This is a genomic window from Ketobacter sp. GenoA1, assembly GCF_003671475.1.
Lineage (GTDB): Bacteria > Pseudomonadota > Gammaproteobacteria > Pseudomonadales > Ketobacteraceae > Ketobacter.
In genome coordinates, this window is sequence record NZ_RCHM01000007.1 from 1 (window position 1) to 26,458 (window position 26,458).

27 protein-coding genes are annotated in these 26,458 nt (G+C 56.1%); 24 read left to right on the forward strand and 3 right to left on the reverse strand.

Going from position 1 to position 26,458, the window contains the following annotated elements; all coding sequences use genetic code 11:
- Positions 1–125 precede the first annotated feature (125 nt).
- The gene (locus D9N13_RS00080; RefSeq protein ID WP_290584470.1) at positions 126–902 is read right to left on the reverse strand and encodes an alpha/beta fold hydrolase; all 777 of its coding nucleotides are present in this window, start codon (positions 900–902) and stop codon (positions 126–128) included.
- Positions 903–1,447: 545 nt separating this feature from the next.
- Here D9N13_RS00080 and D9N13_RS00085 point away from each other — a divergent pair.
- The 9 genes from D9N13_RS00085 (at position 1,448) to D9N13_RS00125 (ending at position 11,538) form a co-directional block, all read left to right on the forward strand.
- Entirely contained in the window at positions 1,448–1,846 is a 399-nt protein-coding gene (locus D9N13_RS00085) for a hypothetical protein (protein ID WP_290584471.1), read from the forward strand.
- An 85-nt stretch (positions 1,847–1,931) separates the two neighbouring features.
- Entirely contained in the window at positions 1,932–3,122 is a 1,191-nt protein-coding gene (locus D9N13_RS00090) for a diguanylate cyclase (RefSeq protein ID WP_290584472.1), read from the forward strand.
- 146 nt (positions 3,123–3,268) lie between these two features.
- Positions 3,269–5,239, forward strand: coding sequence for a 7TM diverse intracellular signaling domain-containing protein (locus D9N13_RS00095; protein WP_290584473.1), 1,971 nt, complete (start codon positions 3,269–3,271; stop codon positions 5,237–5,239).
- 60 nt (positions 5,240–5,299) lie between these two features.
- Positions 5,300–5,935, forward strand: a complete 636-nt coding sequence (locus D9N13_RS00100) for a TetR/AcrR family transcriptional regulator (RefSeq protein WP_290584474.1) — start codon at positions 5,300–5,302, stop codon at positions 5,933–5,935.
- Complete coding sequence (locus tag D9N13_RS00105; protein ID WP_290584475.1) at positions 5,932–7,608, forward strand: isovaleryl-CoA dehydrogenase; 1,677 nt, start codon at positions 5,932–5,934, stop codon at positions 7,606–7,608. Before D9N13_RS00100 ends, D9N13_RS00105 begins: the two co-directional genes overlap by 4 nt.
- Before the next feature lie 4 nt (positions 7,609–7,612).
- Positions 7,613–8,026 carry a PaaI family thioesterase gene (locus D9N13_RS00110; protein ID WP_290584476.1) on the forward strand — a complete coding sequence of 138 codons (414 nt, stop codon included), beginning with the start codon at positions 7,613–7,615 and terminating at the stop codon, positions 8,024–8,026.
- A 149-nt stretch (positions 8,027–8,175) separates the two neighbouring features.
- Complete coding sequence (locus D9N13_RS00115; protein WP_290584477.1) at positions 8,176–8,658, forward strand: DUF3015 domain-containing protein; 483 nt, start codon at positions 8,176–8,178, stop codon at positions 8,656–8,658.
- A gap of 83 nt (positions 8,659–8,741) precedes the next feature.
- Positions 8,742–10,622 (forward strand): DUF4105 domain-containing protein, encoded by a 1,881-nt coding sequence (locus D9N13_RS00120; RefSeq protein WP_290584478.1) that lies wholly within the window; start codon positions 8,742–8,744, stop codon positions 10,620–10,622.
- Positions 10,623–10,665: 43 nt separating this feature from the next.
- Positions 10,666–11,538 carry an alpha/beta hydrolase gene (locus tag D9N13_RS00125; protein WP_290584479.1) on the forward strand — a complete coding sequence of 291 codons (873 nt, stop codon included), beginning with the start codon at positions 10,666–10,668 and terminating at the stop codon, positions 11,536–11,538.
- Here D9N13_RS00125 and D9N13_RS00130 read toward each other — a convergent pair.
- On the reverse strand, positions 11,483–12,127 hold the full coding sequence (locus D9N13_RS00130) for an MBL fold metallo-hydrolase (RefSeq protein ID WP_317622441.1): 645 nt from the start codon (positions 12,125–12,127) through the stop codon (positions 11,483–11,485). The genes D9N13_RS00125 and D9N13_RS00130 overlap by 56 nt on opposite strands.
- Before the next feature lie 127 nt (positions 12,128–12,254).
- On the opposite strand from D9N13_RS00130, the gene D9N13_RS00135 reads away from it, so the two are divergent.
- From D9N13_RS00135 to D9N13_RS00165, 7 genes are all read left to right on the forward strand, one after another.
- Positions 12,255–12,863 (forward strand): DUF4136 domain-containing protein, encoded by a 609-nt coding sequence (locus tag D9N13_RS00135; RefSeq protein ID WP_290584480.1) that lies wholly within the window; start codon positions 12,255–12,257, stop codon positions 12,861–12,863.
- Between the two features lie 5 nt (positions 12,864–12,868).
- Positions 12,869–14,035: a M48 family metallopeptidase gene (locus D9N13_RS00140; RefSeq protein ID WP_290584481.1), complete on the forward strand. Its 1,167-nt coding sequence runs from the start codon at positions 12,869–12,871 to the stop codon at positions 14,033–14,035.
- 2 nt (positions 14,036–14,037) lie between these two features.
- On the forward strand, positions 14,038–14,700 hold the full coding sequence (locus D9N13_RS00145) for a TIGR00266 family protein (RefSeq protein ID WP_290584482.1): 663 nt from the start codon (positions 14,038–14,040) through the stop codon (positions 14,698–14,700).
- Positions 14,701–14,711: 11 nt separating this feature from the next.
- Complete coding sequence (locus D9N13_RS00150; protein WP_290584483.1) at positions 14,712–15,395, forward strand: TIGR00266 family protein; 684 nt, start codon at positions 14,712–14,714, stop codon at positions 15,393–15,395.
- 8 nt (positions 15,396–15,403) lie between these two features.
- A complete protein-coding gene (locus D9N13_RS00155; protein ID WP_290584484.1) occupies positions 15,404–16,423 on the forward strand; it encodes a TIGR00266 family protein in 1,020 nt (339 codons plus the stop codon).
- A gap of 112 nt (positions 16,424–16,535) precedes the next feature.
- Positions 16,536–16,901: a hypothetical protein gene (locus D9N13_RS00160; protein WP_290584485.1), complete on the forward strand. Its 366-nt coding sequence runs from the start codon at positions 16,536–16,538 to the stop codon at positions 16,899–16,901.
- 152 nt (positions 16,902–17,053) lie between these two features.
- Complete coding sequence (locus tag D9N13_RS00165) at positions 17,054–17,245, forward strand: PA3496 family putative envelope integrity protein (RefSeq protein WP_290584486.1); 192 nt, start codon at positions 17,054–17,056, stop codon at positions 17,243–17,245.
- An 18-nt stretch (positions 17,246–17,263) separates the two neighbouring features.
- Here the strand turns inward: D9N13_RS00165 and D9N13_RS00170 are convergent, their stop codons facing one another.
- Positions 17,264–18,109, reverse strand: coding sequence for a LysR family transcriptional regulator (locus tag D9N13_RS00170; RefSeq protein ID WP_290584487.1), 846 nt, complete (start codon positions 18,107–18,109; stop codon positions 17,264–17,266).
- A gap of 130 nt (positions 18,110–18,239) precedes the next feature.
- Between D9N13_RS00170 and D9N13_RS00175 the strand changes: the two genes are divergently transcribed.
- From D9N13_RS00175 to D9N13_RS00210, 8 genes are all read left to right on the forward strand, one after another.
- Positions 18,240–18,851 carry a GNAT family N-acetyltransferase gene (locus tag D9N13_RS00175; protein ID WP_290584488.1) on the forward strand — a complete coding sequence of 204 codons (612 nt, stop codon included), beginning with the start codon at positions 18,240–18,242 and terminating at the stop codon, positions 18,849–18,851.
- 5 nt (positions 18,852–18,856) lie between these two features.
- The gene (locus D9N13_RS00180; protein WP_290584489.1) at positions 18,857–19,741 is read left to right on the forward strand and encodes a DMT family transporter; all 885 of its coding nucleotides are present in this window, start codon (positions 18,857–18,859) and stop codon (positions 19,739–19,741) included.
- 32 nt (positions 19,742–19,773) lie between these two features.
- Positions 19,774–19,974, forward strand: coding sequence for a SlyX family protein (locus D9N13_RS00185; protein WP_290584490.1), 201 nt, complete (start codon positions 19,774–19,776; stop codon positions 19,972–19,974).
- A gap of 59 nt (positions 19,975–20,033) precedes the next feature.
- Positions 20,034–20,897 carry an N-acyl homoserine lactonase family protein gene (locus D9N13_RS00190; protein ID WP_290584491.1) on the forward strand — a complete coding sequence of 288 codons (864 nt, stop codon included), beginning with the start codon at positions 20,034–20,036 and terminating at the stop codon, positions 20,895–20,897.
- Between the two features lie 58 nt (positions 20,898–20,955).
- A complete protein-coding gene (locus D9N13_RS00195) occupies positions 20,956–22,434 on the forward strand; it encodes an alkaline phosphatase D family protein (RefSeq protein WP_290584492.1) in 1,479 nt (492 codons plus the stop codon).
- 21 nt (positions 22,435–22,455) lie between these two features.
- Positions 22,456–22,815: a DUF3302 domain-containing protein gene (locus D9N13_RS00200; RefSeq protein WP_290584493.1), complete on the forward strand. Its 360-nt coding sequence runs from the start codon at positions 22,456–22,458 to the stop codon at positions 22,813–22,815.
- Positions 22,815–23,768: an HlyD family secretion protein gene (locus D9N13_RS00205; RefSeq protein WP_290584494.1), complete on the forward strand. Its 954-nt coding sequence runs from the start codon at positions 22,815–22,817 to the stop codon at positions 23,766–23,768. The genes D9N13_RS00200 and D9N13_RS00205 overlap by 1 nt, the downstream gene beginning before the upstream one ends.
- Positions 23,769–23,929: 161 nt before the next feature.
- A complete protein-coding gene (locus D9N13_RS00210) occupies positions 23,930–26,458 on the forward strand; it encodes an acylase (RefSeq protein ID WP_290584495.1) in 2,529 nt (842 codons plus the stop codon).

Sequence of the window (26,458 nt, forward strand, 5' to 3'; positions counted from 1 at the left end):
TGGAATCTGAAAGGCAAAACGACTGTGATTGGCGGCGAAAGACATGGCGCTCCCTGACTGTCATGCAATTAGAGCCTTCTACATAGACAGGGGGAGCACAGGATTTCAGGGGATTTTCAGCAGGCTCAGTGGGTGCCCTGCATGATGACATGGCTGACCAGCTCAGGGTGATCCCACATGGGCACATGGCCACAGCCGGGCAGCCGCACCCAACGGGTGTGGGCCGGAGCGCGGGTCTTGTCGCGGGTGCCCACCGGGAACACCATATCCAAGTCACCAAAAGCGATGGTGCAGGGTACGCTGATGTCGCCGGCCCGGGTAAAGGGTGGCCGGAAGGCTTCAAAGATCGGCTCGAAATGATGGGAATCGGCAAACATGCGGGCGGATCGAATGGCCTCATGGGCCGGCATTTTCCAGCCCCGCGCCGACACCGCACCGGCCATGATCACGGTACGACCCACCGTGGTTTTCAACAAGCGGTCGGCCACCGCCGGCATGGCCTGATACACCTTGCGCATGGCGCCAAACATGGGCTCGATGTGACCGGGGCCGGTTTCACGCCACAGGCCGGCAGGGGATATACCCACGATACTGCGCGCCAACCCGTCGGCGGCGGCATCCAGAATAATCCGCCCCCCCAAAGAATTACCCACCATATCCACCGGTTCGTCGATACCCATCTTGCGCAGACTCTGCCCCAGGCTTTCCACCATGGCAGCGGAATCCGGTTCACGCCCCTCAATTCCCGGTGTCTTTCCGAATCCGGGGATATCAAACGCGATGACCCGCCGCTGGATGGCCAGGCGGTCCATGACCGGCGCCCAGGCCTCGCTGTTCATGCCAATTCCGTGCAACAGGATTAGGGGACGTCCGTGACCCTTTTCAATGTGATGCCAGATCATGCTTCCCTCGTTATTATTTAAGTCGTTCGATTTAATTGAGGCGGAATCATACCATGAAAGAAAACACTCTGGGATTCGCCTTGCAGACGGAACCCTGCGGCTATTCACTCTGCCGGCGGGTAAGGGTTCGCACCGACATATGCAGTTGATCCGCCACCTGATCCAGCGTGTAGAAGCGGTTTTGCTTGCTGCCTAACACAAGTAGCTTACGAACCCACATTAACTGAACACAGGTTTCATAATAATCAAGAGAGTGGATTGGTTCGTGAGCCCATCGCACTCGTGTCCTGCTTGCTCCATTGCTGGCTTCCATCAGTTTTTCCCGGGTCACTAACCGGCAAATTTCTGTTCCGGAATCCACACCATAGGCACCGCATCCCGGCGCCCACTGAACAAAGATGTCTTAACCACGAAATGGCCAAACCAGCATACAGATTGACCTATTCGCATATTAATCCTGTCTCTTGCAACCGCAGGTTATTGGACGCCACCTCAGAGATTAACTATGTTGAAGGTTCATTTGCGATGCTTGCGTAGGCTTTGTTATGGAACCCATTAACAGCAACAGTTCTACAACGTTGATTCAACCCAAAACCGTTACGGAAAAAGAATCCCGTGACGAGGTTGAGGTTCAGCGCCAGAATGAAACCCAGCGGCCAGCAGCCGAAGATCGTTTCAGCAGCAGCAACCCGGTAAGCGAGCTGCAACTGCAACGCAGCCAAGTAGTGGAGAGCCTGGGGCAGGCGCAACAGGCGGGCCTCGAGGCAGTACAGGGAGACACCGCTTTTCCAGCCTCAGACCAGAGCAATTCAATCTCCAGCCAGGAGCAGGCGGAAGCCGCTGCGGTGCAACTGCAACAGCAACTCAATGAGCAACCTGCCAGCGCACTGGATGCCCAGGCTAATCAGGCTAGTCGCGAAGCTGCCCTGACCCTGTTTCAGTAACCCGGGTTATCTGAACCGGCAGCGTTTCGCTTTACAGATTAATTAGTTGCTATACTTGAGCTAATCAATCTAGTGTGTCGGTGAAATGCCAGAGTTAGACTGGGATCTGCAAAAATACGATCGGCAACTCAAAAAAGGATTTAAATCTCTCTCCTTTACAGGTGAGCTGGAATCAGAGTTCCGCAGTTTTTTTCACGCTCGCAACGTCGTTAAACAGCGCGGTGCGATCATGGTGGGCATCATCCTGCTGTTGCTGCTGATCCCACTGGATATCGCGCACCTTGATGGAGACATCCTCACCTTTTATCTAATCGCCCGAGTCTGGATCACCATCCCCATTCTGGTGGTTGCGCTGTTGTTCACCTTTCGCGAAAACCTGCGCCGTTACTTTTCCGTGTTCAGTTTTTTTATCATTACGTTTATCGGCATAACCACCAACATTCAGGTTGTCTACGGGCTGCAGGCCGGGCTGTTCGCACCCTATGAAGGCGCCATGCTTCTGATCATGGTGGCCTTCTTTCTGGGGGGCATGTATTTCCGCCAGTCTCTGGCCTGCATCATCATTATTGCTCTCAGCTACATGCTGCTCAGCGAAATTTATCTGGTGCCTTACCAGTACAAACTGCACCAGTACTTTTTTATTTTTGCCACCTGCCTCATTGGTGGGGTCAGTGCCTACACACTGGAATATCAGGTGCGGATTTCGTTTCTGCAGCGAGGTGCCCTGAAGTGCCTGGCCAAGACTGATCCATTGACCGGGCTCTTCAACCGCGGCGCCCTCAATCAAAAACTGACGCACTTGACGGAGTATGCCTATCGCGAGCAGAAAACCATTACCCTCATGCTGGTCGACGTGGATTTTTTCAAGTATTTCAATGATCTTTACGGACACCTGAAGGGGGATGACTGCCTGGTAAAAGTGGCAACGGCCCTGGCCAGGAACTGTCAACGGCCACTGGATTTCGCGGGCCGCTACGGGGGCGAGGAATTTCTGCTGATGTGGTTTGACGCGGCACCCAATGAAGCGCGTACCTTTGCCGAAAAAACCAAGCGCAGCATCGACCAGCTCGCCGTACCCCATAACGCCTCTGAAATCAGCGACATTGTGACGATTTCCGGCGGCATGGTAACGGGCGTCCCCACCCGGCCGCACCTGGCAGAAGCCATTCTGCACCAGGCAGACCAAAGCCTGTATCGCGCCAAGGAAAGCGGTCGCAACCGCATCATTATCCAGGATCTGGGAGATGAAAATAATATTGCAGCGCTGGTGAAGTAAGCGCCCGTAACAGAACGTATTACCTAAGTCCATTTTGTTATTATTTGAAACCGGACACGTTTTCCCGGCAGCACCGTCTAAACTGTACAGTATGGCTGCAATCAACTTGCCCATCACACTTGGCAGTACTAGAGAAAGGGTTGTTTTTGAATAAGTTTTTCAACACATCACTGCTGATCCTACTGTGCCTGATCAGTACCTTTGCCCGTTCGGAACAGGCTTTGATGGTGTCGGATCAAACCGACCGCATCAACCTGCTCCCCTATCTGGAATACCTGCCCGATTCCGCTCACACCCTGTCATTTGAAGAAATTCGGCAAACTGCCGACAGCGCCTGGCGCCAAGCACCGCGCGACCGGGAAAACCTGAACTTTGGTTACACAGACGATGTGTACTGGTTTCGCTTTCAACTGCAAAACACCACCAACAACAACCAGGAAACCAAAATCGAAGTCGGCTACACTGTGCTGGACTACGTGGATGTCTATATCGAGCACTCGCAACAGGAAACCGTGTTGCTTGAGCTGGGCGATAAACGCCCCTTCCACGACCGCCCCGTGGATCACCGCAACTTTATCATCCCTCTGACCCTGACCGCGGATGCCGCTGCCACCATTTACCTGCGGGTGCAAAGCACCAGTTCCATGCAGGTACCCATCTTCCTGTGGCGCAATGAAAGCCTGCTGCACAACACCCAAAGTGAGATGCTGGGGCTGGGCATTTATTTCGGCACCATGGGTGTCATGGTGCTGTACAACCTGTTTGTGTTTTTCTCGGTACGGGAATCCAACTACCTGTACTACGTCCTGTATGTAGCCAGTATATCCCTGTTTTTTTCCAGTTTGAGCGGCATTTCATTCCAGTATCTCTGGCCCAACAACACCTGGTGGAATGATCAGAGCATTGTCTTCTTCCTCTCCTGCGTGGTGCTGTTCGCCGCCCTGTTCACCATTCGTTTCTTACGCATAGAGGAAACGTTTCCGCGCATTCATCACCTCGGCACCTTGGTGGTGGTGGTCAGTGCCTTCATTACGGCAGGTACACTGCTCTTCGACTATCGCACAATGATTGCCGTGGTCATTGCCTGGGCGGTGATCGGCATCACGCTGGCCATTGGTGTGGGGATGTATCGCTGGGTATCGGGGGATTCTTCGGCCAAGTACTACTGCATCTCCTGGTTCACGTTTTTAATTGGCGGTGTTGTGCTGGCACTCAACAAATTTGATGTCATCCCACGTAACTTTCTGACCGAAAACGCCACCCAGTTCGGTTCCGGTATGGAAGTCATCCTGCTCTCCTTTGCCCTGGCGGACCGCCTCAACATCGAAAAACGACGGCGTTTTGAAGCACAATTGCATGCCCTTGAGAATGAGCGTGTTGCACGACTGGCACAAGCCGAAGCGCTGCAACAGGAAAAGAACGCACGCAAGGCACAGGAGCAGGCTCTCAGGCACGAACGGGAGGCCAGAGAAGCCCAAGCCGCGGCGTTGACGGTACAGCGTCAGGCCACCGAGACACTGGAGCATAAAGTCCGCGAACGCACCCATGAACTGGAAATTGCCAATCAGCGGTTGGAAGAGCTGACCTACACCGATGGTTTAACCGGTATCCGCAACCGGCGTTATCTGAACCGAGCCCTGGAACGGGAGTTCTCACGGGCCCGCCGGGAAAAGGTGCCGGTTGCGGCCCTGCTCATCGACATTGATCACTTCAAGCAGTTCAACGATACCCACGGCCATCTGGTGGGGGATGATTGCCTGCGGGAAGTTGCCCAAACCATCGGTCAGTGCGCGCTGCGTGACAACGACGTGGTGGCCCGTTACGGCGGCGAGGAGTTCTGCGTGCTGCTGCCCAACACCGACCAAACCGGGGCCTTGCAGGTGGCGGAACAGGTCTGCGAGGCCATTCGTGCCATTGAGTTTGACGTTGCGGGACAGCAAGTGATGGTCACCGCCAGCATCGGGGTCAGTGCCTGCATTCCGGAGCGACATCACGATGTGGACAAGTTCATTACCGCAGCCGACAACGCACTGTATAAATCCAAAGCCAATGGCCGCAATCAGGTCAATTTCGAGCTGCCGGATTTCACCCAAAACCTGAACCGCGATAACGGTTAAGTTGACCCACAACCGGGATCGTGCTTAACTGGAGCCAAGAAATGAATACAGGTTCATATCATGGTGTACCGCGCAACCGAATTCACCGAAAACCGCAAAGCCCAAACCCGGGAACGGCTATTGAAGGAATCCAAAAAGCTGGTCTCACTGGCAGGGTTTCGCGGGCTATCCATTGCCGAGGCGGCCCGCTGCAGCGCCATCGCAACCGGCACGGTATACCGCTATTTTCCTTCAAAATCAGAGCTTTGCGTAGCAGTTTTTGAACAGGCCACACAGCGGGAAATCGATGCTGTCAGCCAGGCGGGCACCACGGCACACTCTGCTACCCAGCGCCTGCGCAGCTCATTGGAATGCTTTATCCAGCGCGCCTTGCAAAACCCCACCCTGGCCTACGCGCTGATTGCCGAACCCGTTGACCCGGAGCTGGAACAGACCCGGCTCATCTATCGGGCGCACTGGGCCGAGAGTTTTTCGACCCTCATCAGGCTGGGCATTGAGCAGGGCGAATTCATTCCGCAACCGGAGACCCTGTGTGCCACCGCTTTGGTGGGTGCCATGGCCGAAACGGTGATCATTCCGTTACAGCAGGCCCGCCATGACGCCAACACCGATACCACGCCATTAACCCAATCCCACTGCCAGCAAATCGTTGCCTTTTGTCTGCGCGCAGTGGTCAAACCGGAGCACATCGTATGAACTCTGCGCACACGCCCATGGCCGAATCCATGCAAGCAGTCACCCATGAAGTGGAGAACCAGCCCCAGCCACTGGAAAACTACAACCCTTACCTGGCCGATGTGGCTTTGCAGGAAGCGGTGCAGCGGGAGGGCGCAGCCCAATCCCAGGTGGAGCTCACCGCCTTCGGCCAGCTCACCGGTTCCGCCGAAGTGATCCAATGGGGCTTTCAGGCCAACAAAGTCAAACCGGAGTTCCGCAGCCACGACCGCTATGGCAGGCGAGTGGATCAAATCGAATTTCATCCGGCGTATCACAAGCTGATGGAGACCGCCATCGTCAACGGCATTCACAGCGGCCCCTGGACCGACCAGCGCCCCGGCAAGAACCTGTATCGTGCCGCATTGTTCTATCTGCAATCGCAGGTGGAAGCCGGCCACGGTTGCCCCATTACCATGACCTTCGCCGCCATCCCCACCATCCGCAAGCAACCTTCCCTCGCCCGAATCTGGGAGCCCCTCATCACCAGCCGCAGTTACGATCCGCGCAATGTGCCCGCCCCTGAGAAAAGCGGTGTGACCATTGGCATGGCCATGACAGAAAAACAGGGCGGCTCCGATGTGCGTGCCAACAGCACCCGCGCCTATCCTATTGGGCAGCGGGGCGGTGGCGAAATCTATGAGTTGGTGGGACACAAATATTTTGTGTCGGCACCCATGTGTGACGCATTCCTGGTTCTGGCGCAGGCAGAGGGCGGGATTTCCTGTTTTCTGGTGCCGCGCTGGCGCCCGGACGGCAGCAAAAACCCCCTGCAGATTCAACAACTGAAAAACAAAATGGGTAATGTGTCCAATGCGTCTTCCGAAACGGAGTTGCGAGGCGCCATGGGCTGGCTGGTGGGTGAGGAAGGCCGCGGCGTTGCCAATATTCTCGAGATGGTGGCGTTGACCCGCTTCGACTGCATGATCGGCTCTTCCTCCGGCATGCGCCAGGCCATGAGTCAGATTCTGCACCATTGCAGCCAGCGCAAGGCATTCGGCAAATTACTCACGGATCAGCCCTTGATGCAGAACGTACTGGCGGACCTGGCCATTGAAAGTGAAGCCTCTCTGGCACTCACCATGCGCATGGCCCGCGCACTGGATAATCCGCAGGATGAGCATGAGCAACTGCTGGCCCGCATCGGTACCGCCATCGGCAAATACTGGATCTGCAAACGCGCTCCAGGCCACGCCTATGAAGCCATGGAATGCATCGGTGGCAGCGCCGTCATGGAGGACAGCATCATGCCGCGCCTGTACCGGGAAGCCCCCGTGAATGCGATTTGGGAAGGCAGCGGCAATGTTCAATGCCTGGACATGCTGCGCGCCATGAGCCGTACCCCCGGTTCGCTGGAAGCATTATTCGCTGAGATTGATGAAGCCAGAGGGCTCAACAAAACCTTTGATGGTTTCGTGCATGCCACCAAACAACAGTTTGCTGATCTGACCGATGTTGAATTCCGCGCACGCGCGCTGGTGGAACAGCTGGCACTGTCCCTGCAGGCCAGTGTACTGTTGCGCGCCGACAACGAAACAGTGGCCAACGGGTTCTGCGAAACCCGCCTGCAACAGGGCAGTCATCAGATGTACGGCACCATTCCCCGGGGTGTGGATTGCGAAGCCATTATTCAACGGGCCAAACCGCAGGTATGACTTTATGACAGCCAGCACACTCAGTGCCAGCCAGGTACAGCAGTACCTGGCAGATATCTTTCCGCAGTTTGATGCCAGCATCGTACATCTTGATAAAGAGGGCGCCATCTTGGAACTGGCCACTGATGTACGCCACTTGCGCCCGGGCGGAACCGTATCCGGGCCCACCATGATGGCGCTGGCGGATGCGGCAATGTACGTTGCCATTCTGGGTAATATCGGCAAAGTGGCGCTGGCGGTGACCACCAACCTCAACATCAATTTCTATCGCAAACCCGCCCCGGGAAAACTGCGCGCAGAAGCCCGCATTCTGAAAATGGGTGCGCGTCTGGCAGTGGGCGACGTTCTACTCTACAGCGAAGGAGTTGATCAATCTGTAGCCCACGTCACCATCACCTACTCCATTCCGACGCAGTAACATCACACCGATCTGCATTGGACTTTTTTCCCAAATATCCTTTACTTACAATTATGTTTCGATCAATATCGGGTGTGTTATTGTTTACGGTGCAGTACCGATACGGATACCGAGACATACCAAAACTAACAATCTGGAGATCAATGGATATGAAGAAGCTATTAATCGGCGCAGTACTTTTGGGTTCAACTTCCATCGCCATGGCCGAAGCGCCTGGTGGCCCGGACTGCGGTTGGGGCAACATGCTTTTTGAAGGCCAGAGCGGCCTGGGTCCTCACTTCCTGGCTTCATGGACGAACGGCACCACCGGTAACGCAACGTTCGGTATGACTTCCGGTACCAACGGCTGCTCTTCCAACGGCACATTGACTTACGGTGGCCAGTCACTGGTTAACCTGACTCAGGTCATGGATGAGTTTGTGGCTGATGCAGCCAAAGGCGAAGGTGAAGCGATGACTGCCGTTGCCGTGTCCATGGGTATCGCCCCGGAAGATCGCGCGCATTTTGCTGATGCAGTCCACGCCAATTTCTCCAGCATCTTTGTTTCTGCAGACACCACTGCAGAAGATGTACTGAACAACATCGTAAGCGTGATGAAAGCTGACGAGCGTCTGTCCAAGTACGTAGCCTAATCAGGCCTTGCTGCAAAAAGGGGGCCTCGCCCCCTTTTTATTTTCAATAATAATCACAAACTTCTCCCGCCAACATGATTCTTTTGAAGCGCCTTGCCGCAGTATTCTGGCTGCTCTCTTTATTTCTGACTCATCCCTGTTTTGCTGCCACCATCACCACGGATGATCAACAGATCCAGACGCTGGCAGCCAGCCCGCAATGGCATCGCCTGCTGCACTATGAACCTGGATTCAGCGGGCACCGCGTCGAAAGCCAGGTGGATGATGCGCGTTTTTTTCTTGCCGCTGATGGCAAACACAATCCTGTAGCAGAATTGAAAGCCACCCTCGCCGCGTTCTATGCAGCGCTCACCGAGCCCGGGGAAGAACAGCTCAACCAGCATGCCATGTGCCGCTTCCCGGCCCGCTGGCAGTTTCTGCATGAGCAACTGAAATTACCGCTGCCCCCCTTAACGCAACAACAATGCCCCGAATTCAATCAATGGATGAACACGCTGAAGCCCCATAGCATCAGCCTGATCTTCGCTTCGTCCTACCTGAACAGCCCTTCGTCCATGTTTGGCCACACCTTTCTGCGGGTAGACCCGGCCAATGTTGAAACCGGCTCCACCTGGCTTTCCTATGCCATCAATTTTGGCGCGGAACTGAATTCAGACGACAACTCCCTCCTCTACGCTTACAAGGGATTGTTTGGTGGCTATCCCGGATTTTTCAGTGTTATTCGCTACTACGAGAAGATCAAGGAATACAGCCGCATCGAAAACCGCGACCTGTGGGAATACAATCTGAACCTGACCCCCGCGGAAACCCGCACCATGATCTCTCACCTATGGGAATTGCGGGACGTCATCTTTGACTATTACTTCTTTGATGAAAACTGCTCTTATCGCTTACTGGAGCTACTGGAAGTTGCCCGCCCCGGCACATCCCTGCGTGACGAATTCGGCGCCCGGGCCATTCCCATTGATACGGTGCGGGCGGTGATTGACGGAGGCTTTGTGGCGTCGGTAACCTATCGCCCCTCTGTGGCGACCCTGCTGGAGCACGACGTCAACCGGCTCAGTGATGGCCATCAATTGCTGGCCTGGCAGCTGGCCCACCGCAGGATGCAACCGGATGATCCCCGGTTGACCGAACTGGACCCGGCTGCGCGCGCCCGAATCTATTCCGCTGCTTACGAATACCTGCGTTACCTGGAGCTGGAAAATCCCCGCACTCCGGCTATGGCCCAATACAGCCTGGATCTGCTGAAAGCCGTGAGCCGCCTGCCCTTGAAAAAAACCACCCCGCCAACACCCGCGGTGCCACCGGAAGAGGGCCACAAAACATTATTGGTCGGGCTGACCGGCGGCGAACAGGCCGATACCGGATTTGCGGATTTGCGCATGCGACTGAGCTATCACGATCTGGCGGATAACCGCGCCGGCTATCTGGATGGGGCCGCCATCAACATCGGCGAACTGCGGCTGCGTAAACGGGAATCCGATTCCATTCAGATTGAGCAATTGAATGTGGTGGACATCAACTCCCATGCCCCGCGCACGTTGTTTCTAAACCCCATCACCTGGCGGGTAAAAGCCGGCCTGGAGCGAATCTACAGTGACTCGGATGACGATCTGGCCGCACAGGTGCATGGCGGGGCCGGTGTCACCTATGGATTGGGCGATCAGGTGTTGGTGTATGGTATGGCCATGGCACGGCTGGAGTACAATGCATTGTTGGATCACAACTGGGGGCCGGGGCTGGGTGCGTTGGCCGGTAGCCTCATCTATCTGCCCCTGGGCACCCTGCAACTGGAATCCAGTTTCTATCAATACACGGATGGGCTGGAGCGTTATCAGCATCAGCTGATCCAGAATATTCCCATCGGCCGGGATAATGCCGTACGATTATCTGCCTCCCATCAAAAACAAGTGGACACCCGTTTTGATGAATTCAGCCTGGAATTCCGTCACTATTTCTAGAACCCTTTTCTACGGCACACTGGCTGTCCTGATGGTACTGCTCATGAACGGTTGCACCGGTTACTTTTTCTATCCGATGAAGGAGCTGATCCATTCGCCATCGGATGCGAACATCCGCTACGACGATGTGACCGTGACCACCCGCGATAACGTCGACATCCACGGCTGGCTGCTGCATGCGGACCATCCCAAGGGCATCGTGTTTTTTCTGCATGGCAACGCCGAGAACATCAGCACCCACATTGCCAGTGTCTACTGGTTGCCGGAACAGGGATATGAGGTTCTACTGATGGACTATCGGGGCTATGGACAATCGCAAGGTTCGCCGGCCATACCCGACGTGTTTCTGGATGTAGAGGCCATGTACGGTTGGCTGGAACAGTATGCATCTGAACAACAGCTACCCGTCTATATACTGGGGCAAAGCCTGGGGGCGTCCATCTCCAGTTTTTACTTCAGCCAACTGCCACCGGAGCAACGCATTTACGAAGCGGTGGTACTGGATGCCGTGTTCGCCGGGCACCGCGACATCACCCGGGATGTGCTCAACCGCAATATCATCACCTGGCCGTTGCAGTTCATCGTGCCATTGTTTATGCCCACTGACTACAACCCCAAGGATCACGTGGCCAACTTCAACCCCATCCCGCTACTGTTCATGCACAGCCCCGAGGATCAGGTGGTACCCTATGAGCAGGGCCAAACGGTGTACCAGCGGGCAGCGCAACCCAAGTTCTGGGTCACCAGTCACGGGCCTCATATAGCCACCTTTGGCCATCCCCGTTACCGGCGGATACTGCTCAATTTTCTGGAGAATCCACAACAGGATCCGCAACGGGATCTGGCACCACTGAATGGCCCTAGCCCCACTGACCTCTCACAAACGGATTCGTCTTCTTCTCATAACCAAAAGTAGACATGGGGCCATGGCCGGGGATGAATTCAATGTCGTCCCCCAGACTGAACAGCTTCTCTCGAATGGAACGGATCAAAGTGGCGTGATCACCACCGGGAAAGTCGGTGCGGCCAATGGATCCGTTAAACAACACGTCCCCCACGATGGCCAGCTGGCTCACCGGATCAAAAAACACCACATGGCCCGGGGTGTGCCCGGGGCAATGCAGTACACTGAGGGTACAATTGCCCACCTGCACGGATTCGCCGTCCTGCAGCCAGTGGGTGGGTTCGAATACCCGTGCCGCCGCAAAACCGAACATCTTGCCCTGTTCCGGCAGGCCCTTTATCCAGTAATCATCCCCCTGATGAGGGCCGATAATGGGTAAGGAATGCTCATCCGCCAGATCCGCGGTACCACCGGCGTGGTCAATGTGAGCGTGCGTGAGCAGAATCTTATCCAGCTCCACCCCTTCCTGCTGCACTGCGGCGTCAATCCGGTCCAGATCGCCGCCGGGGTCCACCACCGCGCCTTGCATGGTTTCATCACACCAGATCAGGGAACAGTTCTGTTCAAACGGGGTCACAGGAATAATTCTATATTTCAACATGCTAGACTCTCTTTAACCGGTCAGGCTGATGGGATATTTCCTACATAAATCAGCAATAAGACCCGTATCATACCACTGCCGGGCCACGCCATCGATTGCACGGCCACTTTTGACGATGAGGACCACCATGCTGAATGTCGCCTTGCCGCGGATTTCCTGCTCCGCCATCACGCTAGCCACCATCACCCTGCTCGCCAGCCTGTCGACCGGGGGCTGTGTCACGGAGGAGCCGGTGAGCAAGATCAATCCCGTACTGCGGCAAGCGTCCGTGGTCTCCACCAGCAACCCGGAATTCCAGCCCAAGCCCGGCGATACCGTGGCCTGGCGCGACAGTATTACCGTGCATGCACCGGAGGGGGTGCCGGTACCGCAACAGATGGTGGATGATCTCAAAGCCAAGATCGACAGCCAGCTGGTGGCCAAAGGCTATGCCTTTACTCACCCGGGCCAACAACCGGATTACCTGATTCACGGCCTGATCGTGTTGGGTAACGAATTGAATGAACAACAATTGCGGGATGTGCTGGGCTTTGAACCGGGCCTGGTGGCACGCAACCAGAACTACGAAAAAGGCAGTCTGCTGCTGATGCTGGTGGACCCCAACAGTTTCAGCACCAACTGGCGGGCGGTGGTGCAGGTGTTTACCTCCCAGGAGCTTAGCGCTGAACAGCAGGAGCAACGTTTCCAATACATTGTGCGCAGCCTGCTGCGCCCACTGCCTGACTTGAAAGGTTAACGGGCATGACTCAGTCCACCTTTGCGGGCCACGCCTTTCACGAGCGCTTCAAGAATGGCAAGGCCTCCGGTAACATCACGCTGACCGACGCCCACATACAGTTTCACAATGAACAGGGCAACGTACGCTTCAGCCTGCGCGGGGCGCAATTCAAACTGGGAGGAGCCAGCGACCGCCTGCTGTTTATCAGCCACCCCAGCCATGGGGACTGGAACCTGTACACATCGGATCTCAGCATCCTTAAACACCCGGCGCTGCAAAATGACCCGCAGGTGCAGCAGCAGGTAAAAAAGGCCCGCAACACCAAACGGCTGGCCTGGGGAATTTTCGGCTCCGTCGGCGCCCTGCTGGTTGCCGTTCCCCTGTGCATTATACTGTTCATGGACAGCATTACCGGTGTGCTGGCCCCCCATATTCCAGCGGAATGGGAAACCTCCCTGGGGGAAACCGTGTTTGAACAGTACACCCTGGGGCAGGAATTCTTGGAGCAGGAGGACACCGACCAGCTGCTTACGCCCCTGGTGCAACCGCTGCTGGACAATATTGAAACGGATCGCTACCAGTACCGTTTTCATATCAGCCGCGATGAACAGGTTAACGCCTTTGCGCTGCCGGGCGGCTACATAGTAATCAATAGCGGACTGATACTGAAAGCGGATTCCGCCGCAGAAATGCTCGGCGTGGTGGCCCACGAAATTGCCCATGTTACCGAGCAGCACAGTGTGCGTAATATCATGGGCACCGCCGGAGTGTATCTCACCGTCAACGCTATGCTGGGGGATATGAGTGGGCTGATGGCCGTGGTGGCCGACGCCGCCCCCTTTCTGATCAATCAAAGCTATTCCCGTGGCTTCGAATCCGATGCCGATGAGAAAGGCCTGGCACTGCTGCACCGGGCCGCCATCAACCCCGTGGGGCTGGTTACCTTTTTTGAAAAGCTGCGGGCATTGGAGCAGGAAAAAATGCAGGAGATAGCCGGTGAAGACAACTCGGAAACGGTGGAGTCTACGTTACAGTTTCTCAGCACCCATCCGGCCACGGATGAGCGCATCGAGAATTTGCGCCAGCGCATAGACGCTCTGCCCCATCAGCGGGAGCGGGATCTGCAAAACGAATTTGATGCACTAAAGGAACGGGTCAAACTGTTCGTTGCCGAAGAGGACCAAACATAATCATGAAAACGGAAATCAAGGGCCAGCCGGCCTTCTCTTATATCGACGTGGAACTGGAGCCCGGCGAGTCCATCACCACGGAATCCGACGCCATGTCCAGCATGGACGCTGATCTGGAACTGCGCTCACGCTTCAACGGTGGGTTCCTGGTGGGCCTAATGCGCAAGTTTCTGGGTGGCGAAACCCTGTTTATCAACGATTTCAGCAATCAAACAGACGGCACCCGCCGCATGACCATTGTCCAACCCACCCCGGGGGAGGTCCGTGAACTGACGCTGAATGACGAGACCCTCTACATGCAGCCCGGAGCGTTTCTGGCCTGCACTAAAGGTGTCAAAGTGGGGGTTAAATTTGCCGGTTTCATTTCCTGGATTGCCCGCGAAGGCTTGTTTCGCATCGCCGTGAGCGGCAAGGGCAAAGTCTGGTACGGTGCCTTTGGCGCACTTTTGGACCGGGAAGTGGACGGCGAATACATTGTCGACACCAGCCACCTGGTGGCCTATGAGCCCGGCATCAAATTGAAACTGCAACTGGCCGGCGGCATTTTCTCCAGCCTGTTTGGCGGCGAAGGCCTGGTCACCCGTGTGGTGGGCAAGGGCAAGATTGTGATTCAATCCCGCAGCATCGCCGGCATTACCAGCTGGATCAACCCGCGCTTGCCATAAGGAGCACAACCATGGACATTGAACTGGTGAACCGCCCCGGTAATACGGCGGCCAAAGTGGTGTTGCAACCCGGGGAAATCTGCACCGCCGAATCCGGCGCCATGATTGCCATGAGCGGCAACATGGACATCACCACCACCACGCACAAGAAAAAGAGCGGCGGTCTGATGAAAGCCATCAAGCGCATGGTGGCTGGCGAATCCCTGTTCCTCAATCACTTTGAACCCAAAAACGGCCCCGGTGAAGTGTGGCTGGGCACCGCCCTGGCCGGCGACATGGAAGTAATGGAGCTGGATCAGGACAGTTTGATCGTGCAAGGCAGTTCGTTTTTGGCCTGCGAGCATGACGTGGACATCGATCTGGGCTGGCAGGGCTTCAAATCCGTGTTCTCCGGCGAGAGCGTGTTCTGGGTCAACCTGAAAGGAAAAGGCAAAGTGGTGGTTTCCTCGTTCGGCGCCATCTACCCGGTACAGGTCAACGGGGAATACATCGTTGACACCGGACACATCGTCGCCTTCAACGAGACCCTGAATTTCAGTATCACCAAGGCCGGCTCCAGCTGGTTTCACTCCATGTTCGGCGGCGAAGGCCTGGTGTGCAAATTCAGTGGCCAGGGTACCGTCTGGTGCCAATCCCATAACCCCATCAGTTTCGGTCAGGCCCTTACCACCGGCCTGCGCCCACGACGCGTATAGGAGGCATTATGAGCACGTACAACGTCAATGTGACCGGTGAAATCAGCCCCTACGCGCAGCGGGAAACCGTAATTCAAGCATTTGCTAAAATGGCCAATATTGATGAGCAAAAAGCCAACGCCATTTTCGACAAGGGTAATGTCACCATTAAAAAAGGGGTGGATGAACAAACCGCCGCCAAATTCCAAAAAGCGCTGGAGCAGATTGGCGCCATTGCCGTCATTGATCCGCCCCTGCCCGGCAGCGAGAGCCCGCTCAGTTTCGATGAGCCGGAACCGGTCAGTGACAGCGGACCGGCTGCCCAGGGCTCCCCGCCGTCCACTTCCCCTCAGCTGGAAACCCAGGCGCCGGACCCCCGCGGCTACCAGTTCAGCATTGAAGGCCGGCCGGACTACGCGTTTCTGACGGTGAGCATACCAGCCAACGAAACCCTCAAAGTGGAAGCGTCCTCCATGGCCACCATGGATACCCACGTCAAAATGAAAACCAAACTGCGGGGTGGATTCAGCCGTTTCCTCAGCGGCGAATCCATTTTTATCAATGAGTTCACCGCCGAAGGGGGTCCGGCGGAAATCGGCATCGCCCCCGGGTCACCCGGCGACATGACGCACCTGTACCTGGACAACAACATCGTCTACCTGCAGAACTCGGCCTTTGTAGCCTCCACCATGGGCGTTGAAATCGAAACCAAATGGCAGGGTTTTACCAAGGGTTTTTTCTCCGGCGAGAATCTGTTTCTGATCCGGGCCAGCGGTCAGGGTGACCTCTGGTTCAACACCTACGGCGCACTGATCGAGATTGATGTGGAAGACGACTACGTGGTGGATACCGGCAACATTGTTGCCTTCACCGACGGCCTCGATTACAGCATCAGCAAAGTGGGGGGCTACAAATCCCTGTTCTTCTCCGGTGAGGGTTTTGTCTGCCGGTTCAAGGGTAAGGGTAAGGTCTGGATACAAACCCGCGGGGTCTCTGCCTTCTCCTGGTGGGCCCACTGGTACCGCCCGGTGGAGAAATCAAACGGCTGACGGCAGCGCCTTACATCAAAATTTTTTAGTCACCACGAATCAGGTTTTTTGATACACATCCCGGGGGGCAGCGTCCAAAATGAGACCAACACTGTACCCCGGGAGCTTTCCAGTGACGTTCAAACTTTCCGCCACAGCGATGCTGGCCGCAATGGCCATGCTGTTTAATGTGAATATCGCCTGCGCCAACGAAGACTATGTTGAAGAACAGTACGTTGAAGAACCCTATCAGGACAGCTACGTGCAAGAGGAAGAATACGGCGAAGCAACCTACCAGGAAGAACCCTATGAGCAGCCCTATCAGGAGCCGGCTTACGAGGAACCCGCCTACGAAGAGCCGCAAATGGACAGTTATCAGGCAACCCAGGTAAAAGAAGTGCGCAGCCAGTGTGAGCAGTGGGCGCGGGAGTCCGGCATGGAAGGGGAAGACAAAACCGTATTCGTAGACGATTGCGTCTACAGCCAAACCGGTTTCTGAGCCATAACTTTATTCAAATTCCGTTAATCTCATATCAAATATTTTTTGCTGTCCACCGGGCGCGGCGGTGTTTTCTAATGCGCATGTTCGCAGCGGCTGAATCCGCCTGCGCCCCATTGACCGGATTTATCAAATGTTGATTGAGGTTAGCCATGAGCCAATCGGCCACTACTGACTGGGATGACGATATCTTCGAAGACGACAGCGTGGAAGACACCACGCTGGATGATGTGCAGCTGACACGCAAGCAGAAACTGGATATCCGCCGCAAACTGGAAGACCGTATGGAAATGAAACGCCTGCGCTCACAGATAGACGACCTGGATATGTCCTGGCTGGACTAGGTGTCCGCAACGACCCGGTCAGACCGCTAGCGGCTGCAACAGATGCACCACCTCCTCCACAATAGCCTTGCGATCACTGGAGGTCCGATACACCGCATACAGGGGGCGTGAAAACGTCGGCGCGCCCTGCACCTGATATAAGGGCCGCTGGTACTCAAGCTCCAGCACGCTGTGAGGCAGGTAGGCGGCACCCTGCTCATGCTGCAGGTAATCCAGGGCAATGGCCCCCATGTTGGTATGCAGCACCGGTTTGGGCAGATCGCCAAAGCGCTTGGCGTGAAACATCTCAAACGACACCCCCCAATCCACATACACATAACCGGACTGAAACGCGGTTTTGTGATTGCGGTCAGGCTCGTTGCTCACCAACACCAGCTTCACCTGACCGATTTTTTCGGCCTGAAAATCCGCCAGCGTTGTCGGTTCCAGCAGAAACGCCACATCCAGGGTACGCTCCACCAACATCCGGGTTAACAGATCCGAGGGGTGGGAAATAGCGCGCAGCGCCGTTTTCGGCAGCAGCTGAAACAGTTTGGACAACTGCTGGTGCAAACCAAAACTCCACAGGCTGTGGGTGGTGCCCACATTAACCTGCAGGCCCTGATCACTTTTTAACGCCACATCCTGCAACGCCCGCGACCAGGACAGCAACATGGTTTCCGCGTGGGGCAGCAGGCGCTCCCCCTCCAGAGTCAACTGTATGTTGTTGCGTGTGCGGAGAAACAATTCCACCCCCAGAATCTGCTCCAGTTGCCGCACCCGGGCACTGACCGCGGCCGGTGTCAGATACAGATTGTCGGCGGCACGGCCAAAATGGCGGGTTTTGTTTACTTCCAGAAACGTCTTGAGAAGATCAATATCCATACTGCTCAGGGTTCAAGTGAGAGACCCCGGCAGCTTAGGGCATTGCTCAATTGGAAATCAAGCACGGCCGCCAAGGACTGTGGTACTGTATGCCCCCTTCTGCCTCACGCCGACACAAGGAGTCTGTATCATGGCATTGACCGTCCGCCCCCTGGTACTGGAAGGCTACGGAGTGCGCCTGGAACCCCTGACCGCTGAACACGCTGCGGCGCTCTACAGCATTGGTCAGCAGGTTGAGGACTGGCGCTATATGCCGCGTAGCGAATTCACTTCATTGGCCGACACCCGATGCTGGCTGGAGGAAGCGCAGGCACTGGCGGAGCTGGGCGAACAGATTGGTTTTGCCATTCGGGATCAGGTCAGTGGGTGCCTTGCAGGCAGTACCCGACTGCTTAACATTCGCCCCGCCCATCGCAGCCTGGAGATCGGCTACACCTGGCTGGGGCGGGATTTTCAACGCAGCCATGTCAATACCGCCGCCAAATTCTGCCTGCTGCGCCATGCCTTTGACAGCCTGCAGGCACTGCGGGTGGAGCTGAAGTGCGACCGCCGCAATGAACGCTCGCAGCGGGCCATTGCCCGCCTGGGTGCCACACGGGAAGGGGTGTTCCGTAAACACATGGTGGTGCGGGAGGGCTATGTTCGGGATTCGGTGTATTTCAGCATCATTGATGATGACTGGCCTCCGATCGCACAGCGCTTGCAGCGCAGCCTGCAGCAACAATCCACCCGCGGCAGATAACCCCAATGAAAATCGATAAAACCCTGCTCTCCGACCTGTTACTGCTGCTGGTGACCCTGCTGGCGGCAGGGGGCTGGATTTTTTCCAAGGAGGCCCTGCAGGGGGTGGCGCCGCTGTCATTTCTGGGTATTCGTTTTTTGTTGGCGGGCCTGTTGCTGGGTGCCCTGTGTCTGCCCCAACTCACCCGCATGAGCCGGCCCCAGTGGCGCCTGTCGCTGGCTATGGGGCTGTTGTTCGCCGTGGCCCTGATGTGCTGGATCAACGGCCTGTTCCAGAGTGATCACGTGGGGGAAGGCGCATTCATTACCAGTCTGGGTGTGGTCCTGGTACCGGTGGTGGCCACTCTGATATTTCGTGACACACCGGAAGGCAGTACCTGGCTGGCACTGCCGGTGGCGGTGTCGGGCCTGGCCTGCCTGTCGCTTAACAACGGTTTCCGCTTTGAACAGGCCCAGGTGCTGTTTATGGTGGCCGCTGTCATGTTTGCCGTACACTTTAACCTGATCAGCCGGGCCCTGGTGAACATTCCCGCCTTTGCCCTTACCGCCATACAGCTGACCACCGTGGGGCTGGTGGCACTCTGTGTTGCCATGCTGCGGGAACCCTGGCCCCCCCTGATCGACACGCACACCTGGGGCTGGATTCTGGCCAGCGTGCTGTTGGCCAGCTCCGCCCGCTTTCTGATCCAGGCCTATGCCCAGTCCATGGCCAGCGCCAGCCACGCCGCGGTGATCATGGTGCTGGAGCCCTTATGGGCATCCCTGTTGGCGGTATTCTGGTTTGCGGAAACCATGACGCTCCAGCAACTCATCGGCTGCTCATTGATTTTTCTGGCGCTGCTCATCAACCGTTGGCGCGCCCTGCAACAACTTCTAAAATCCGTGTTTTGAAAACCACGCTCAATCAAGAGGTGTGAACCATCATGCAAGAAAAAATTATCGACATTGAAACCCGCATGGCATTTCAGGATGATACCATTCAGGAATTGAGCGACATCATCTACCGCCAGCAGCAACAGATCGACAAGCTGGAAAAAACCGTGCAGCTTTTATTGGGCAAAGTGCAGGATCTAATGCAATCGCAACCCGGTGCAGAGGTCGATGAAAAACCACCCCACTATTAAGCTGAACCAAGATTAATAAGCTGAAGCAAGATAAAGTTGAACCCCATCAGGGAATGATTATGAAGCAAAAAACTCCAAGCGCCGTTCTGGCCGCGTTGTGGATCAGTGCAGCCGCCGTGCTGGGCTTGAGCGCCTGTGCCACCCAACCCACCCAAGAGTCCGACATCACATTGTACGTGTTCCACTGCGGTAATATCGAATCACGGGATGTGTCCCTGTTTTCCCCCGGCGTCAACCAGGGGCAGAGCAAACAACTGACCAACAGCTGTTACCTGATTCGTCACCCACAGGGGGATCTGTTCTGGGACACCGGCCTGCCCGATCATTTCGGCCCCGACGGTGTCGAGTTTATGGACGGCGCCTTTCACATGAGCGTGACCGAGCCGTTGCAGGATCAGTTAAAGTCCATCGGCGTCACACCCGAAGAAATCGAATGGCTGGGCATATCCCACTTTCACTCGGACCACACGGGCAACGCCAACTGGTTTTCCAACGCCACCCTGTTGATCCAGGAGGCGGAGTTCACCGCAGCCTTTGGCGACAACGCCCACCAATACGGTTTCGATCCGGACAGCTACAGCGGATTCAACGCAAACAACAGCAAACGCCTGCAGGGTGATTACGATGTATTCGGCGATGGCCGTGTCGTTATCAAAAGCACGCCGGGGCACACCCCGGGCCATCAGTTACTGTATCTGGATCTGCCCCAAAGCGGGCGCATTATTCTGTCCGGGGATCTGTACCACTTCACCAGCAACCGCGAACAGCGCCGCGTTCCGGCCTTTAACTTCGACAAGCAACAGACACTGCACAGCATGGAGCAAATCGAACAACTGGTACAAAGCAGTGGTGCGCAACTGTGGATACAGCACGACAAAGAACAAAATGCCGACATCAAACATGCACCTGAGTTCTATCGATAACCGACACTATCGGTAGCCCACATTCAGGTACGATTACTTTATAAGATCAGGGGATAACATGAGCGCCAAAATTCAGGTGGGGCCATTACTGGGCCTGGAATCCGACGCGTTATACACCATCTGCTTCAGCACCGATAAATCGGTAACCGAAGCCCAGGTAAACCTCAATGGACACAGCCGCGCCGCCAGTAAAGTGGGCGAGACCGGCAGCAGTTTTTTCTGGCGAGCGGAACACACCGAAGCGCCTCACAGCAGCGCCAAGCTGGTACGCTATCATGTTAACTTGAACGGCGATCAGGCCGTTAACGCCCAAGGTCAACATGACTGGACCTTTTACGTGCCGGCCGCCGATGAAAAACCCCGCTTTGCCTACGCTTCCTGTAATGGTTTTTCCAGTGCGGACCTGGTCAACAAAACCGATACCCCCTACGCATTGTGGGAGCGCCTGAAACGTTGCCATCAGGAGGAACCCTATTCCCTGCTGCTGATGGGCGGGGATCAACTCTATGCCGACGAAATGTGGGGCAGCGTGCCCAGCCTGAAAACCTGGGGCAAACTGTCCCGAAGCAAGAAAACATCAAAGCGCACCACCTTTACCAAAACTATGGCACAGCAGGTTGAACGCTTCTACGACGATCTGTACCGCTCCCGCTGGAGCGATCCGGATATGGCGGAAGTGTTCGCCAGCATACCCAGCGTCATGATGTGGGATGACCACGACATTTTTGACGGCTGGGGCAGCTACCCCGATGACCTGCAGAACTGCCATGTATTCCAGGGTATTTTCAGCATCGCCAAACACTATTTTGAACTGTTCCAGATTCGCTCCCAGCAGAACAAAAGCCTGCTCAACATCGCCGCCGGCCACTATGCCCTGGGCTTCAAGTTTCGTGGTTATCACATTGTGGCCATGGACAACCGGGGTGAACGTACCCTGGAACAGGTGATGAGCAAACAGCAGTGGGCTGACCTGATTGATTACCTGAACACCCGCGCCACCGACGGCCATCTATTACTGCTGTCTGCAGTGCCCGTGGTGTACCGTGACTTTTCTTTCAGTGAATCCGTGCTCGACGTTACCCCCTGGGAAGAAGAACTCACCGATGACCTGAAAGACCATTGGCGCGCCAAGGAACACCAGGGTGAACGGGCCCGCCTGATCATGCGCCTGCTGGCCAACCATGAAAAGCGCGGCGGTAAGACGGTGATTCTATCGGGCGACGTGCACATCGGATGCCTGGGGGTGATCAATGACCGCCGCGGTAACGGGCAACGCATTCATCAGATTGTGTCCTCCGGCATCGTACACCCAGCCCCCAGCCGCATCGCCTGGCTCGGCATCATGGCGGTAACCAATGATTGCAAGGAGTACATGAACGAAGATCACAGCATTGAGATCTCCATGCTGCAGCCTTATCATTCCGACAAGTATCTGCGCAGTCGCAACTTTGTCGACCTACAGGAAGGCAATGACAAAAAATTGTGGGCACGCTGGATCTGTGAATCCAAAGATAAACCAATCTATCCTTTAGCCTGATCCTGAAGCGGAGCATCCCCTATGCTGGAATATGTCGCCCTGGCCATACTGCTGTTCGTGGCGGTGGTGTTGTTCTATGGCATTATTGCCATTCACGACATTCCCTATGAAATCGCCAAACACCGCCACCATCCGCATCAGGATGCCATTCACGTGGCAGGTTGGATCAGCCTACTGACGTTACACGTGATCTGGCCTTTTCTCTGGATCTGGGCCACGCTGTATCGCTCGGATCGAGGCTGGGGGTTTCAGGATGGACGTGACAGCCGGCAGCACATAGAAGCCCTGGAGCAGCAACTGGCACAGCTAAACCAGCGCCTGCTGCAACTGGAACAGCCACCACAGGAAAGCACCACCCCGGAAACAGGAGTACGCGACTGATGGAAATGCTGCTGATCCTTACCTATGGTGCCATCTGCCTGTTTATCTTCAAAGTGTTCAGGGTGCCCGTCAACAAATGGACCGTACCCAGCGCCGTGCTGGGTGGGGTGGTCATCATCGGCACCCTGGTTACCGCCATGAATTACAATCACCCCTACTCAGAGCGGGTGCGCAAGTACGTGGCCACCACCCCCATCGTTCCCACTGTCTCCGGCCGGGTGACGGACGTTACCGTCCGCGCCAACACCCCGGTGCAAAAAGGCGACGTATTGTTTCGCATCGATGACGTGCAGTACAGGGCGAAAGTGGAATCCATCACCGCCGAACTGACATCCGCCCGGGAAGATCTGGCACGGGCCACACAACTGGCCAAGAGCGGTGCCGGTCCGCGCCGCAATCAGGATCTGGCTCAAGCCAAAGTGGACGACCTGACCGCCCAACTGCTGGCGGCGCAGGATAACCTGGATGAAACCGTGGTGCGGGCCCCCACCAATGGCTATGTTACCCAACTTTTTCTGCATCCCGGCATGATGGCAGTCAGCCTGCCACTGCGGCCAGTGATGGTGTTTGTTCACCACGAGGAGGACATCTTCGCCGGCTGGTTTCGCCAGAACAGTCTGCTCAGACTGCAGGCGAATGAAGAAGCGGAAATCGCGTTTGACGGTATTCCCGGCCAGGTCTTCAGTGGCAAGGTGCTCAGTGTACTGCCGGTGACAGCAGAAGGTCAGATACAGCCCAGTGGCAATCTCATGACGGACAACAACCAGGCAGGGCGCATTCCGGTTCAGATTCAGATCACCGATCCGGCCTTCGACGCCTATCGTCATCTGGTACCCGGCGGTGCATTCGGTCAGGCGGCCATCTACAGTGAGCACGCCCACCATGTGGCGATCATGCGCAAGATATTACTGCGCATGTCTGCCTGGATGAACTATCTGTTCCCGTTCCACTAATCCCGCTCAACAGACCGGCGGGATGCTTTGCCGTCCTGCCGGTCTGCATTCCATCACCCCGCCTGACCCACCGCTGTTTTCCGCTGTTCGATCCCGCTGTTCTGCGCTATAAAAAATGTTCCCAGGATAGGGAAATCACCACCCACAACAAGGATTACATTATGACCAGACTACGCATCCCAGGCGTCATTGGTGCGCTTGCACTCACCCTGGCCAGCCTGAATTTTACCGGCTGCTTTCAGCAACAATTGATCGCGTTTGACGACGACGGCGTATTGCAAGCCACCATTCGTCGTACCGACTACGGTGTCCCGCACATCCAGGCGGATAATCTGGAGAGCCTGTCCTTTGGCATCGGCTACGCGTTTTCAGAGGACAACGCCTGCATGCTGCTGGACATAGTGGCCCGCTACAACAGCCGCCGCTCACAATTTTACGGCCCTGATAAAATTCCGGGGTCCGGCGACAGCGCCAACCTGATTTCCGACTTCAGCTATCTGGCACTGGGCATTCGCCAGCAGGCGGAACAGGGCTATGCCGGCTTGACTGACAACACCAAAGCCATGCTGCTGGGCTACAGCCGCGGATTCAATCATTACCTGGCCAAAACCGGCCGGGACCAGCTGGATCCCAATTGTGCCGGTCAACCCTGGGTACAACCCATCGATGAGATCGATATGCTCACCGCGCTGCTGGGCACGGCCCTGTTACCGGGTTCCGGTAACTTCCTGGCACCGATTTTTCTGGCCGCACCACCGAACACCAGCTATCTGCCCACCCCGCTGGCGGACAACAGCAAACCGCAACCGGGATTGCCGCTAACCCACAACATCAGGCTGCCGCAGCTACCCCGCTCCCATTCCCAGGCGCTGGGCTCCAACGCCTGGGCGATTGGCAAAGAGCTGAGCGCCAACGGCAAAGGGTTGCTGATGGCCAATCCCCACTTTCCCCACACCGGTATCCTGCGTTTCTGGCAGTTTCACTCCACCATCGCGGGGGTATTGGATGTGATGGGCGCCTCCCTCTACGGCACACCGGGTGTGGTCAACGTGGGCTTTAACCAGCACCTGGCCTGGTCCCATACCTATTCCACTGCCGAACATTTTATCGTCTACCAGCTTATGCTTGACCCCGACGACAGCAGCGGGCTGACCTATCTGGTGGACGGAGCACCCCGCACCATGACCGAAAAAACCCTGACCCTGGACGTAGCCGTCGCGCCTGGCACGGTTCTGCCCTTTTCCAAAAAAGTGTATTACAGTGACTTTGGCCCCATGCTTGTGGTTCCGGACGTACTGCCCTGGGGTACCGATGAGCAATCCCGTTACGTGGCCTACAGCATCAAGGACGTGAACCAACGGAACTTCGATATTGTGGATCACTGGCTGGCCATGAACCTGGCTCACAACATGGACCAGTTCAAGCAAAGCTTCCGCCAATACGACGGTGTACTGTTCAACAACACGCTGGCCGTAGATCAGCAGGGCAATACCTTCTACATCGACGACTCCACCGTACCCAATCTGACCCCCACTGCCGAACAGGCGCTGCGCAGCGATCCCATTTTAGTCCAGACCCGTGAATCCATCGGCTTCAGCATCCTGCCCGGCACTTCGGCGGTTTTTGATTTTGACGGCCCGGTTCCCTATGAACAGGCGCCCAAGCTGGAGCGCACCGACTTTGTACAAAACTCCAACGACAGCTATTGGCTTACCAATCCCGCATCCCCACTGACTGACTATTCCATTCTCTACGGCGCAACCCATACCGAACAAACCCTGCGTTCCCGCATGGCACACAGCATGCTCAGCGACAGCGCCGGCCAGGATGGCCGTTTTGACCTGGATGATCTGGAACAGATGTTGTTCAGCGAGCGGGCTTTCCTGGCGGAAGCCGTACTGGACGACCTGTTGGAGTTGTGCCGCATTCAGGGTCATGAGCCGGTTGCGGTAGAGATCCCCATACCCGGGACGTCAACGGCGACAGCATCAACACAGACGCTGGCCGTCAACATTGCACCGGCCTGTCACGGGTTGGCATCTTGGGATGGCCGCTATGGAAAAAACAGCCGCGGTGCCCATGTCTTTCGCGAATTCGCCCAACAGTTTGCCACCGATCCCCAGTGGTTAGCCCCCTTTGATCCCACCGATCCGATCAACACGCCCAACACCCTGGCCAGCAACGATGTGGTGTTACAGCACCTGGCCAGAGCCGTATTGGTATTGCAGGAAACCGGAGTGGCGCTGGATGCCAGCCTGGGGGAGGTTCAGTTTGTGGAATATTCGAATCTGGATGGCTCCCCCAGTGGTGAAAAGCTGCCCTGGGAGGGAGCCAATAATGTGGAAGGTGGTTTTAACGTGTTTCGTTCCATCGGCGATGACAGCTCCTTAATCCCCCGTCATGTTTATCCCCCTATCCCCGGCAGCCAGATCAGTGCCGAAGGCCAGGGTTACCAGATATCGCAGGGCTCCAGTTGGATCATGTTTGTCAGTTTCACCCAACAGGGGCCGCAAGCACGGGGCCTGATGACCTACTCTCAATCCATCGATCCCACTTCTGTACATCGTGACGACCAAACCCGGCTCTATTCACATCAACCGGCGTTGCGCCCCCTGCACTTTACAGAAAAAGACATCCGGGCCAACACCATCTCGGAAACAAGACTGAATTTGGATGTGAGCCAGCCCTAG